The sequence below is a fragment of the Kitasatospora sp. NPDC004272 genome (assembly GCF_053603035.1).
In genome coordinates this window covers 34,868-45,400 of record NZ_JBSGET010000059.1, presented here as the reverse complement: position 1 = coordinate 45,400, position 10,533 = coordinate 34,868, and the positions used below count along the sequence as shown (strand labels likewise).

Annotated in this window: 14 protein-coding genes; 8 read left to right on the top strand and 6 right to left on the bottom strand. The window is 75.8% G+C overall.

Annotated elements, in window-relative coordinates:
* Window positions 1–142 precede the first annotated feature (142 nt).
* The 5 genes from ACWEO5_RS19550 to ACWEO5_RS19530 all read left to right on the top strand — a co-directional run bounded on the left by ACWEO5_RS19550 (window position 143) and on the right by ACWEO5_RS19530 (window position 3,292).
* Entirely contained in the window at window positions 143–499 is a 357-nt protein-coding gene (locus tag ACWEO5_RS19550; RefSeq protein ID WP_452163545.1) for a YidH family protein, read from the top strand.
* The gene (locus ACWEO5_RS19545) at window positions 496–819 is read left to right on the top strand and encodes a DUF202 domain-containing protein (RefSeq protein ID WP_452163544.1); all 324 of its coding nucleotides are present in this window, start codon (window positions 496–498) and stop codon (window positions 817–819) included. The genes ACWEO5_RS19550 and ACWEO5_RS19545 overlap by 4 nt, the downstream gene beginning before the upstream one ends.
* Before the next feature lie 192 nt (window positions 820–1,011).
* On the top strand, window positions 1,012–1,284 hold the full coding sequence (gene tatA / locus ACWEO5_RS19540) for a Sec-independent protein translocase subunit TatA (RefSeq protein ID WP_452163543.1): 273 nt from the start codon (window positions 1,012–1,014) through the stop codon (window positions 1,282–1,284).
* Window positions 1,285–1,448: 164 nt separating this feature from the next.
* Window positions 1,449–2,780: a hypothetical protein gene (locus ACWEO5_RS19535; RefSeq protein ID WP_452163542.1), complete on the top strand. Its 1,332-nt coding sequence runs from the start codon at window positions 1,449–1,451 to the stop codon at window positions 2,778–2,780.
* Window positions 2,777–3,292, top strand: coding sequence for a potassium channel family protein (locus ACWEO5_RS19530; protein ID WP_452163541.1), 516 nt, complete (start codon window positions 2,777–2,779; stop codon window positions 3,290–3,292). The genes ACWEO5_RS19535 and ACWEO5_RS19530 overlap by 4 nt, the downstream gene beginning before the upstream one ends.
* Here the strand turns inward: ACWEO5_RS19530 and ACWEO5_RS19525 are convergent.
* The 4 genes from ACWEO5_RS19525 to ACWEO5_RS19510 form a co-directional block, all read right to left on the bottom strand.
* A complete protein-coding gene (locus ACWEO5_RS19525; protein WP_452163540.1) occupies window positions 3,289–4,854 on the bottom strand; it encodes a protein kinase domain-containing protein in 1,566 nt (521 codons plus the stop codon). The two genes, ACWEO5_RS19530 and ACWEO5_RS19525, sit on opposite strands and share 4 nt — an antisense overlap.
* A 63-nt stretch (window positions 4,855–4,917) precedes the next feature.
* A complete protein-coding gene (locus ACWEO5_RS19520) occupies window positions 4,918–5,058 on the bottom strand; it encodes a hypothetical protein (RefSeq protein ID WP_452163539.1) in 141 nt (46 codons plus the stop codon).
* 319 nt (window positions 5,059–5,377) lie between these two features.
* The gene (locus ACWEO5_RS19515) at window positions 5,378–6,244 is read right to left on the bottom strand and encodes a hypothetical protein (protein WP_452163538.1); all 867 of its coding nucleotides are present in this window, start codon (window positions 6,242–6,244) and stop codon (window positions 5,378–5,380) included.
* Window positions 6,241–6,966, bottom strand: coding sequence for an RNA polymerase sigma factor (locus ACWEO5_RS19510; RefSeq protein WP_452163547.1), 726 nt, complete (start codon window positions 6,964–6,966; stop codon window positions 6,241–6,243). Before ACWEO5_RS19510 ends, ACWEO5_RS19515 begins: the two co-directional genes overlap by 4 nt.
* A gap of 296 nt (window positions 6,967–7,262) precedes the next feature.
* On the opposite strand from ACWEO5_RS19510, the gene ACWEO5_RS19505 reads away from it, so the two are divergent.
* The 3 genes from ACWEO5_RS19505 to ACWEO5_RS19495 all read left to right on the top strand — a co-directional run bounded on the left by ACWEO5_RS19505 (window position 7,263) and on the right by ACWEO5_RS19495 (window position 9,483).
* On the top strand, window positions 7,263–7,961 hold the full coding sequence (locus tag ACWEO5_RS19505; protein ID WP_452163537.1) for a hypothetical protein: 699 nt from the start codon (window positions 7,263–7,265) through the stop codon (window positions 7,959–7,961).
* A gap of 68 nt (window positions 7,962–8,029) precedes the next feature.
* Window positions 8,030–8,746 carry a tyrosine-protein phosphatase gene (locus tag ACWEO5_RS19500; RefSeq protein WP_452163536.1) on the top strand — a complete coding sequence of 239 codons (717 nt, stop codon included), beginning with the start codon at window positions 8,030–8,032 and terminating at the stop codon, window positions 8,744–8,746.
* A 41-nt stretch (window positions 8,747–8,787) separates the two neighbouring features.
* Entirely contained in the window at window positions 8,788–9,483 is a 696-nt protein-coding gene (locus tag ACWEO5_RS19495) for a class I SAM-dependent DNA methyltransferase (RefSeq protein ID WP_452163535.1), read from the top strand.
* 39 nt (window positions 9,484–9,522) lie between these two features.
* On the opposite strand, the gene ACWEO5_RS19490 is transcribed toward ACWEO5_RS19495, so the two are convergent.
* Both ACWEO5_RS19490 and ACWEO5_RS19485 read right to left on the bottom strand, forming a co-directional pair.
* Window positions 9,523–10,017 (bottom strand): NUDIX domain-containing protein, encoded by a 495-nt coding sequence (locus ACWEO5_RS19490; protein WP_452163534.1) that lies wholly within the window; start codon window positions 10,015–10,017, stop codon window positions 9,523–9,525.
* A 62-nt stretch (window positions 10,018–10,079) separates the two neighbouring features.
* The gene (locus ACWEO5_RS19485) at window positions 10,080–10,358 is read right to left on the bottom strand and encodes a hypothetical protein (protein ID WP_452163533.1); all 279 of its coding nucleotides are present in this window, start codon (window positions 10,356–10,358) and stop codon (window positions 10,080–10,082) included.
* Window positions 10,359–10,533 lie beyond the last annotated feature (175 nt).

The following is a 10,533-nucleotide window of genomic DNA, read 5'->3' as shown; positions in this document are numbered from 1 at the left end:
CTGATCCAGGCCAGGAAGGTCCGCTCGTTGGCCAGCGTGAACCGGTAGTCCAGCTCCGCCGGCTCCTCGTCGTCCCTTCGCGCTGCACCCGGCCCGGTCCCTTCGCGCTGCACCCGCCCCGCTCCCGGCCTAGGGTCGCCGTATGGCGGAGCGGGACGACGAGGAGCCGGCGGAGCTGGACTACCGGTTCACGCTGGCCAACGAGCGGACCTTCCTGGCCTGGATCAGGACCGCGCTGGCGCTGCTCGCCGGAGCGGTGGGGCTGGACCAGCTGACGCCGGACCTGGCGCCGGTGCCGGTGCGAGTGACGCTCTCGGTGCTGCTGGCGGCCGGCGGGGCGGGGCTGGGGTGGGCCGCCTACCACCGGTGGGTGCGGGTGGAGCGGGCGATGCGGGCGGGCGGCCCGCTGCCGGCCACCCGGATCATGCTGGTGCTGACGGTGTGCGTGGCGGTCGCCGCGGCGGTGTTCTCGGTGCTGATCGTCGGCTGGTCGCGGTGACCACCGCCCCCCGGGACCCGGGCCTGCAACCGGAGCGGACCCTGCTGGCCTGGAGCCGCACCGCACTGGTACTGGCCGCCGACGCGCTGCTGGTGCTGCGCACCGGGTACGTCCGGGGGCTGCCCGGACTGGCCGCGCTGGGCGGGCTGTTGGCGCTGGCGGCGGTCGGCCTGTACCTGCACGGGGTGCGGCGGCGCAGTGCGGTGGAACACGGTCCGCACGTCTCGGCGAGCCGGTGGTGGATGCGGGGGCTGACCGCCGCGGTGGTGCTGGCGGCCGCCGGGTCCGCCTGGTCGGTGCTGGTGAACACGGGCGGATGAGGTGCGCCGGGCCCACCCGCGGCCCGCCAAGGTGGTCCAGACCACATGACTCGGATCACCTGTTTTTCGGCGGCTGTTTGCCGACGGGTGTATACGTTCGCCGACCGGGCCGTGCATACTGGCCGAGTCGGGCATTCCGCTCGACGCCCTTTGTCACAGCGAGAACTTCCACGAAAGGACCGGTGGTCAGGGATGTTCCGTAACGGTCTTGAGCCCTGGCACATCGCCGTCATGGTGGTGGTGCTCGTCCTGCTCTTCGGCTCGAAGAAGCTGCCCGAGATGGCCCGCGGCCTCGGCAAGTCGATGCGCATCCTGAAGGCCGAGACCAAGGCCCTGCGCGAGGACGACGCCCCCGCCGAGACCGCGAACGCCACCGCCGCCTCGCAGGCCGAGCCGGTGCGCCCCGCGGTCGAGCCGATCGTCGTCACCAAGGCCGCCGAGGCCACCAAGCCGACCACGGCCTGACGCCGCGTCGGCCCCCGGCCGACCGCGCCCGCCGTACCGGAGCCCCCGGCCCGTCGCCCTGACGGACCGGGGGCTCCGGCGTGTCGCCGGGCCCGAGTGGCTGACCGTTTTGTTCTGGTATCTCCTGGTATCCACCTGACGGCGGATCATGAGGGAGGCACCGGATGGCGGCGGATCCGTCGGAGGAGCGGGAACTCGCGGAGCTGCGCGAGCGGATCGGCCTCCTGGAGAAGCAGGGGGCGCCCCGGCGGGAGCACCACCGGGTGCGGTCCTTCTTCGCGGTGCTGCTGATCGTGCTGGCCGCGGTGCTGACCCCGCTCGGGGTGGTCGCCGCCTGGAGCAAGTCGCAGGTGACCGACACCGACCGGTTCGTGTCCACGATGGCGCCGCTGGCCGCCGCCCCCGCGGTCCAGGGCGCGGTCACCAACCGGGTGACCACCGCGGTGATGCAGCAGCTGCCGATCACCGACCTGCTGAACGACGCGGCCCCCGCCGACCGGCCGCTGCTGGACGCCGCGCTGGGCAAGCTCGGCCCCGCGCTGACCAGCGGGCTGACCGGCTTCGTCCACGACCAGGTGCTGCGCTTCGTCCAGTCCGACGCCTTCGCCACGGTCTGGACCGGCGTGCTGCGCAACGCGCACGCCGCCTTCGACAAGGTGCTGACCGGGCAGGGCGGCGGGGCGGTGCAGGTCAAGGGCGACACCGTCAGCCTCGACCTGGGGCCGGTGGTCGCGGCGGTCAAGGACCGGCTGGTGGCCAACGGGCTGGGGCTGGCCTCGAAGATCCCGGAGGTGCACACCGACTACACGCTGGTGCAGTCGGACGCGGTGCGGAAGGCGCAGACCGGGCTGCGGCTGCTCGACCTGGCCGGGTTCTGGGTGCCGGTGCTGGCCCTGCTCTGCGCGGTCGGCGGCGTCGTGCTGGCGGTGCGCCACCGCCGGGCCGCCGTCTGGGCGGCGCTCGGGATGGCCGCCGGGGCGGGGCTGCTGGGCATCGGGCTGAGCGTGTTCCGGGCGCTCTACCTGGACAAGCTGCCCGCCGACGTCGACCAGGCCGCCGCGATGGCGGTCTACGACACCCTGGTGCGCTACCTGCGGGCCGCGATCCGGATGGTGCTGGCGCTGGGCGTGGTGGTCGCGCTGGCCGCCTGGCTGACCGGCGCGGGCCGCCGGGCCGGCTGGGTGCGGCACCTGTGGCGGGAGGGCCTGGGCGCGGTCCGGCGGGCCGCCGAGGGCATCGGCATGCGGCTCGGCCCGGTCGGCCGCTTCGTGCACCGCTGGAAGGCGTGGCTGGGCTGGGGCGCGGTCGCCGTCGCCGCCGTGCTGCTGCTGACCTGGAGCTACCCGACCGGGGCGGTGGTGCTCTGGATGGCGGTGGTGCTGCTGGCCGTGCTGGCCGTGCTGGAGTTCCTCGACACGCCCGCCGACGAGCCCGCCGAGCCCTCCGCCGGCCCGCCGTCCGGCCCCCCGTCCGGTGGGAAGGCCGCACCGGCGTGAGGGAACTGGTCCGGACGTACCTCGTCCTGCTGACCGGACCGGTACTGCTGCTGACGGCCTACTTCACGGTGCCGCTGGACTGGTTCGGGCCGCACCACCCGCTGCTCAGCTGGCTGGTGGCCGGGAGCCTGCTGGTCCTGCTCGGCCTCGGGCTGCTGCGCGAGGTGCGGCTGCAGGTGCTGGGCCGCTCCCGGCACCCGGCGCCGCGGATCCTGTTCCTGCTGTGCGGCGCGCTGGTGGTGTTCGCCACCTCCTACCTGGGGATGGCCCGCCAGCCCGGCGAGCTGGAGGGGCTGACCACCAAGGTCGACGGGCTGTACTTCACCGTCATCACCATGGCGACCGTCGGGTACGGCGACATCCACCCGTCCGGGCAGACCGCCCGGATCGTGGTGATGCTCCAACTCCTGTACACCGTGGTCTTCCTGACCACCGGCGTGACCGCGCTGACCCGGCAGGTGAAGACCCGCGCGGTGCAGCGGGCCCACCGCCGCGACCAGGGCGACGGTTAGTCGTCCTGCTGGGCGGCCTGGGCGTGCACCGCCGCGGTCAGGGCGGTGAGCCGGGTCTGCCAGCCGATCAGGACCGGGGTGTCCACGGCCTTGTGGCGCTGGAGGTCGCGGACCAGCTTCTGGGCGTCCTTGAGGGAGTCCTCGGCGTCGGCGGGCTGCTTGTCGTTGACGTCCTGGGTGGCCCGGTCCAGCAGGCCGGTCAGGTCGTCCTGCTTGTCCCGGTCCCGTTTGAAGTCGGTCTGGGCCACCTCGGCGCGCAGCTGGGCGAGCTGGGCGACCACGGGGCCGGCCTTGGGGGTGGCGGAGGGCTTGGGCGAGGCGCTGGGCTTCGCGGTGGCGGACGGGGACGGGGACGGGGAGGGCGTGGGCGTGGGGGCGGGGGCGGCACCGGTGGCGGCCGTCGCGGCGGGGGTGTGCGCGGCCTCGGGGGCGGAACCGCCGCCGCCGAGCGAGAACGCGGCGATGCCGGCCACGCAGGCGATCACGGCCGCGCCGATGCCGCCGTACACCAGCGGGTTGCGGCCGCGGCGGGGTGCGGGCTCCTCGTCCTCGTAGCGGGCCCGGGGCAGCAGCGGGGCCTGCACCGGCGGCAGCACCGAGGTGCGCTGCGGCTCGGTCCACGGCTGCGGGGGCGCGGACGGGAAGGCGGCGGGCGGCGCGGGCGGGAAGGCGCCGGCGGGGACCGGCGGCAGCACCTGGGTGGCCGCGCCGAGCAGTTGGGCGGTGCGGTCGGCGGGGGCGGCCGGGACGGCGGCGAGCAGTTCGGCGGCCGCGGACCGGGCGTCGGCGGGGCGCTCGGCCGGGTTCTTGGCGAGCAGCCGCAGGATCGCGGCGTCCAGCGCGGGCGGCACGTCGGGGCGGTGCGCGGAGACCGGCACCGGGTACTCGGTGACGTGCTTGAAGGTCACCGCGACGGGGGTGTCGGCGGTGAACGGCGGCGTGCCGGCCAGCATCTCGTACAGCACGCAGCCGACCGCGTACAGGTCGGCGCGGCCGTCGACCTGGCCCGCGGTGGCCTGCTCCGGGGAGAGGTAGGCGGCGGTGCCCAGCACCGAGGCGGTCTGGGTGAGCTGCTGGCCGGAGGAGGAGCCGGCCCGGGCGATTCCGAAGTCGACGACCTTGACCCCGCCGTCCTGGGTGATCATCACGTTGCCCGGCTTGATGTCCCGGTGCACCAGGCCCCGGTCGTGCGCGGCGGCCAGCGCGTCCAGCACGGCGGCGGCGGTGCCGACGGCGCGCTCGACCGGCAGGACGCCCTGCTCGGCGATCACCCGGCCCAGGGTCGCGCCGTGCACCAGCTCCATCACCAGGTACGGGGAGCCCTGGTCGACGCCCGAGTCGAACACCGTGACCACCCGCGGGTGCGCCAGCAGCGCGGCCGACCGGGCCTCGCGGGCGAACCGCTCGGCGAACCTCGGGTCGTCGGCCAGGCCGCCGTTGAGCACCTTGACCGCCACCGGGCGGCCCAACTGGTGGTCCAGGCCGCGGTAGACGGTGGCCATGCCGCCGACGCCGAGGATCTCACCGAGCTCGTAACGCCCGTTCAGCGCGCGTCCGATCATCGGATGCTCCCTTCAACCTCGGTCGGGCACCCGTGAACCATAGCGGGCCCGACCGGACGGGTCTCAGGGGCGCTGGACCAGCAGGGCGGCGGTCAGGGCGGCGAGGGCGGCGGCCAGCAGTGCGCGCAGGGTGCGCTGCGGGGAGCCCTCCAGCGCGCGGCGGGCGGCGCGTTCGGCGGCGGGCGAGGTGCGGGGGAAGGTCATCGCGGGCTCGCCTGGCGGTGCGGTCGTTCGGTCACCGTGACTCCAGGGTGTTCGGACGGTACGGCCGGGCTGGGCTCCGGACGGACGGTGGACCCGGGGGAGTCCGGCCGTCCGTCCGGAGCGGTCCCCGACCGGCGGTGGACCCGGGGGAGTCCGGTGCCGGTCGGAGCTGTCCCGGACGGACGGGGGCCCGGGGGAGCCCGTCGTCCGTCCGGAGTCGGTCCGGGCGGACGACGGGTACAGGGGCCCGCCGGCCGCCCGGAGGCGGTGCCGGTCGGACGGGGCCCGGGGGAGCCCGTCGTCCGACCGGAGTTCGGTGTCAGTCCTGGCTGTTCCCCCCGCCGGACGGCCGATCGGTCTCGCGCCCCCACCTGCTCGGGAAGGGCGAGGGGGACGGCGGGGCGGACTGCTGGCCCGGAACGGCGGTGGCCCTCCCCCGGCCGTCGCCGCCCGGCTGGTCCCAGCCGTGCGCTTCGAGCAGCGCGCAGAAACCGGTCACCTTCTCCGGTCCGCCCGCCGCCTTCAGCAGTTCGGCGAGCGCCGGGTCGACGGCCGCCTCCTTGGGCTTGCTGCCGCCCTTGATCCGTCCGGCGAAGCCCGCGCAGAGCTCCGACAGGTCCGGCAGGTCGGTCGGAGCGGCGGAGCTCGGCCCGGGCGTCCGGGTCGGGGTGCCGGAGCGGCCCGCCGACGCGGTCGGCCGGGCGGTGCGCTCGGCGCCGGGGGTCGCGGACGGACTGTGGGGCGCCCCGGTGGACGGGGCGGGTGCGGCACTGGTGGCCGGCGGGGCCGGGGCGGGACCGCCCAGCACCTCCGGCAGCCGGCCGGTGGAGGCCGCGACCGCGACGCCGCCCACGGCGGTGACGCCCAGCGCGACGGCCAGTGCCTTCGCGCTGAGGGCACGCGCGAGCGCGGTGTCCGCCATCTTTCGTCTCCGGTGCTGCCTGGGGGCCGGCTGGCGACGAGCCTGCCGGAACGCGGCCAGGGCCCCCTCTTCGCCGGGCAGCGGGCCGTCGCCGGCCGCCTCGCTCGTCGCAGCGGCGGCGAGCAGGGCGGCGAGCTCCGGCCGTCCTGGCGCGGACAGCTGCCCGGCGGAGGGGTCCTGACCGGCCTCCGGGTCGACCGTGACACCGCCGAGCAGCCGCTCGGCGGTGGCGCGATCGATCCGGCGGGATCGGTTGGTGCTCATCTCGTGTCCTTCAGCGTCGGCACCTGCGCCGGTGTCACACCCTGCGCGGAAACTTTTTCCCCGGCCGTCCTCCGGGCCCCCCGGCGGGGTGCCCCGGCGGCCGCTCCCCCGTCCTGCTCCAGCAGCTTGGCCAGGCGTTTGAGCCCCCGGTGGGCGGCCATCCGGACGCTGCCGGAGCGCTTGCCGAGCACCTTCGCGGCGCTCTCCGCGTCCAGTCCGAGCACCACCCGCAGCAGCACCGCCTCGGCCTGGTCGGGCGGCAGCGCGGCGATCATCGCGAGCGCCTCGGAGGTGGCGACGGTGGTCATCACCTGGCCCTCGGTGTCCTCGGCGGCGGCCAGTTCGGCCAGGTACTCCACCGGCAGGTCGGCGACCGGGCGGCGGCGCACCCGGCGCAGGTGGTCCATCGCCCGGTTGCGGGCGACCGTCGCGGCCCAGCCGCGGAACCCGTCCGCGTCGCCGCGGAAGCCCGGCAGGTCGCGGGCGATCTGCAGCCACGCCTCGGAGGCGATGTCCTCGGCGTCCTCGGCCCGCCCGCCGACCAGCACCCGCAGGTAGCGCAGCAGCCCCGGCTGGACGGCCCGGAACAGGACCCGGAACGCCTCCTCGTCGCCGTCCTGGGCGGCGCGGACGGCCGTGGCAAGTGTCGCGTCAGGCGGCCTTCGCCCGAGCCGGGCCCCGTCGTCCGCCCCGTGGTGTTCAGCTCTGTGCACCCGCCACATCATGCGCCATCCGGGGGAACGCTCCCACCTCCGGGGCACCGCCCGGCCGGTGACGGTGCGGTGGGCGGGCCGTGTCGGACCGGTGCGGGCCCGGTGCGGACCGACGGGACGTCAGCTCGCGCCGGGCGGACGCCGGCCCGCCCCGCCCGGAGGGGACGCAGGGCCCGCGGCGGCCCGACCTTCGTCCCGTCGGCTGCTGTCCTTCGCCCGCGGTTCGCCCCCACTCCTCCGCCATACCGTGCAAATACGGGGCATTTCGCCCACGTTCCCCTGGAGCCGAGGAGGCCGGAACCGGCATGCGCACCGCCGAGGAGCTCTACACCACCGGAATCCGCGACCACTTCGCGCCCGCCCTGCGCGCACTCGGCTTCCGGGGCTGGCGGCACTCCTTCTCGCTGCCAGACCGCGACCGCTGGGCGGTGCTCGGCGTGCGGGCCGTGCCCGGCGACGGGCGGGTGCGGTACACCGTCAACCTCTCCGTCACCGACAAGTCCGCCTGGGACCGGCGGCGGATCCGCCCCGACGCCAACTCCCCCACCGGGCTGGAGCGCTGGCACTCCCCGATCGGCGAACTGCTGCCGGTCGGCGGCGAGGTCTGGTGGGAGGTGGTGCCCGGGCCGCGCTGGCTGATCGCCGTCGAGGACTCGGTGGCCGCCGTCCGCGGCTACGCGCTGCCCGAACTGCGCCGCCGGCTGCGGGCCGGGGACCGCGAGCCCTACCTCGGCCAGACCGAACTGGACGGCGTCAACGGCGCCCTCGCCGCGGCTGCCGTCGCCCGCATCCAGCGCGCCGAACTCACCGGCGCAGCACTGGAGTTGCACGGCGCGTGGAGCCGGCACGACCCGGCTGCGCACGCCGTCCTGGCGGGCGCCGCCCGCGGCTTCCTGTCCGCCCGGGACGCCCGGTTCCACACCGTCCGGGTGCTCGACACGCTCGGCCGGACGCTCTGGGAGTTCCGCGAGGCCCCCGACGGGAACCATCCCGAAGCGGACTGAGTCCCTCTCGGTGTCGGTGCGTACCCGCGCCGACCGGACGGCACGGGGCGCACACAGCGGGGGCTGACATGACGGGGACCACGGCGGTACTGCACGAGGAACGCCGGCTCGACTGGGACGGCTGCCTGAACGTCCGCGACCTCGGCCTGCTGCCCACCCTCGACGGCCGGCGCACCCGCACCGGCGCGGTCGTCCGCGCCGACAACCTCGACCGGCTCACCGCCGAGGGCCAGAACTCCCTGATCGCGTACGGCGTGCGCACCGTCATCGACCTGCGCGACGCCGTCGAGTACCGGCCGCTGCTGCCCGCCCCCGACGGCATCGACCTGGTCCGCGTCCCGCTCGACGCGCTGGCCGGACCGGACTGGTGGTCCCGCTTCGGCGCCCTGGACGGCACCCCGCTGTCCTTCCGCCCCTACCTCGACCACTGCCGGTCCGCCGTCGCCGAACTGGTCGCCGCCGTCGCCCGGGCCCGCCCCGGCGCCGTCGTGGTGCACTGCGGCGCCGGCCGCGACCGCACCGGCCTGGCCGCCCTCGTCCTGCTCGCCCTGGCCGGGGCCGCCCCCACCGCGATCGCCGAGGACTACCTGCTCTCCGCCGCCAACCTGCGCCCGCTGTGGACCATCCTGGCCCGCACCGAGGAGGAGGCCGGCATCGCCCGCGTCCTCGCCGACGCCGGCACCACCCCGGAGCAGGCCCTGCACGAGGTCCTGGCCGAGTTCGACGCCGAACGGTGGCTGCCCGCCGGGGACGTCGCCGCCGTCCGGGCCCGGCTGCTCGGATAACCGCTCGCCGGGCCGCCGGGCCGCGGACCAGACTGTCCGGCATGACGAACTTCTCCCTGTTCGACACCCGCGGCTACCCCACCGTCGACGTCCGCACCGGCTACGCCGGGTGGGTCGACAGCTACGAGGACACCGTCCAGGACGCGATGGACGTCGACGTGCTGGCCCGGCTCACCGTCCCGCGGTGGGCCGCCGCCGACCTCGCCGTCGACCTCGGCTGCGGCACCGGCCGCACCGGCGCCTGGCTGCTCGGCCGCGGCGTCGCCGCGGTCGACGGCATCGACCTCACCCCCGAGATGCTCGCCCGCGCCCGGACCCGCGGCGCCCACCGCCTGCTGCTGGAGGGCGACCTCGCCTCGACCGGACTCCCCGACGGCGCGTACGACCTGGCCGCCTGCTCCCTCGTCGACGAACACCTCGCCGACCTCGGCCCGCTCTACCGCGAGGCCCACCGCCTGGTCCGCCCCGGCGGCCTGTTCGTCCTGGTCGGCCTGCACCCCGCCTTCATCATGGCCGCCGGCATGCCCACCCACTACGACGGCCCCGACGGCCCCGTCGCCATCACCACCCACGTCCACCTGGTCAGCGACCACCTCACCGCGGGCCTCGCGGCGGGCTGGCAGCTCGCCGAGATGCGCGAGGAGGTCGTCGGCGACCGCTGGACCGCGCTCAAGCCCAAGTGGGAACGCCACCGCGGCCACCCGGTCTCGGCGGCGTACGTCTGGCGCCGGCCGTAACAACAGCGGCACCGCGCCCCCGTCTGCCCGGCACCCGGTTCAGAAGCCGGAGTTGGGCGCCGTCACCAGTCGGGCGCGGCCGTCCGCCCGCGCGGCGAGGCCGGCTTCGAGGCGGAGGGCGCGGGCCGGGCCGAGGAGGGCGAGGGCTTCGGGGACGGGGGCCCAGCGGTGGGCGTCGAGTTCGCCCGGCGGGAGGGCGATCGGGGTGTCGGCGGGGAAGACGCCCAGGTCGAAGAGGAAGTGGCAGGCGGGGTGGTCGAGTTCGCCGCTGGGGTTGGTCCAGGCGACGGCCAGCAGTTCGCCGGCCTCGCGGCGCAGGCCGGTCTCCTCGTGGAGTTCGCGGGTCGCGCACTGCCGGGGGTTCTCGCCGAGGTCGACGGTGCCGCCGACGAACTGCCAGGCGTCGCGGTAGCCGGCCTTGACGATCAGGACGCGGCCGTCGGGGTCGGTGATCAGGCAGCCCGCGGCGGCGTACACGCGGTGCAGGGAGGCGAGCCACTCCTCGCGGGAGGCGAACTCGGGGGCGTCGGCCATGGCACTCCTTCGGCGGGGGCGGGAGCTTGCGGCCCCACTCTCCCACCCCCGCCGGGCGGGTGTCAGTGCGCGGAGTGCCGTTCCGCTCCGCGGTGCCGGTGGCCCGGCAGGTCGGGGTGGGCGGCGGGCCCGCCGGACGGGCCGGCGGTCTCGGGCATCCGGCGGCCGCCGTGGCTGTACACCGCGTCCACGTAGTGGGGGCCGCTCCGGCTCTCGGGGGCGGCCGCGCCGTGCATCTGCGGGGCGAGGGCCACCGGTTCGGCCGCCATGCCGCGCTCAGCCAGCAGCTCCTCGCCGCTCCGGCGGAGCACGGCCGTCCTGTCGGTCGATCGCTCGGTCATCAGTTGGCTCCCTTCCTCGGGCCTCCATCAGGTCGATATGCCCGCTATCAGGCGATATACACCAGGACACCCGGCCCCCCTTGCCGGAACGGACCGATCAAGGACGTACCGGTGTGGGACCATGCCGCGTGGCCACGGTGATACAAGCCGACGAATCCCAGGGGTCCCGCACGAC

Coding starts and splice junctions, on each gene's coding strand:
- ACWEO5_RS19550 (WP_452163545.1), top strand. CDS start 143: ATGGCGGAGCGGGACGACGAGGAGCCGGCGGAGCTGGACTACCGGTTC.
- tatA (WP_452163543.1), top strand. CDS start 1,012: ATGTTCCGTAACGGTCTTGAGCCCTGGCACATCGCCGTCATGGTGGTG.
- ACWEO5_RS19535 (WP_452163542.1), top strand. CDS start 1,449: ATGGCGGCGGATCCGTCGGAGGAGCGGGAACTCGCGGAGCTGCGCGAG.
- ACWEO5_RS19525 (WP_452163540.1), bottom strand. CDS start 4,854: ATGATCGGACGCGCGCTGAACGGGCGTTACGAGCTCGGTGAGATCCTC.
- ACWEO5_RS19520 (WP_452163539.1), bottom strand. CDS start 5,058: ATGACCTTCCCCCGCACCTCGCCCGCCGCCGAACGCGCCGCCCGCCGC.
- ACWEO5_RS19515 (WP_452163538.1), bottom strand. CDS start 6,244: ATGAGCACCAACCGATCCCGCCGGATCGATCGCGCCACCGCCGAGCGG.
- ACWEO5_RS19510 (WP_452163547.1), bottom strand. CDS start 6,966: ATGTGGCGGGTGCACAGAGCTGAACACCACGGGGCGGACGACGGGGCC.
- ACWEO5_RS19505 (WP_452163537.1), top strand. CDS start 7,263: ATGCGCACCGCCGAGGAGCTCTACACCACCGGAATCCGCGACCACTTC.
- ACWEO5_RS19500 (WP_452163536.1), top strand. CDS start 8,030: ATGACGGGGACCACGGCGGTACTGCACGAGGAACGCCGGCTCGACTGG.
- ACWEO5_RS19495 (WP_452163535.1), top strand. CDS start 8,788: ATGACGAACTTCTCCCTGTTCGACACCCGCGGCTACCCCACCGTCGAC.
- ACWEO5_RS19490 (WP_452163534.1), bottom strand. CDS start 10,017: ATGGCCGACGCCCCCGAGTTCGCCTCCCGCGAGGAGTGGCTCGCCTCC.
- ACWEO5_RS19485 (WP_452163533.1), bottom strand. CDS start 10,358: ATGACCGAGCGATCGACCGACAGGACGGCCGTGCTCCGCCGGAGCGGC.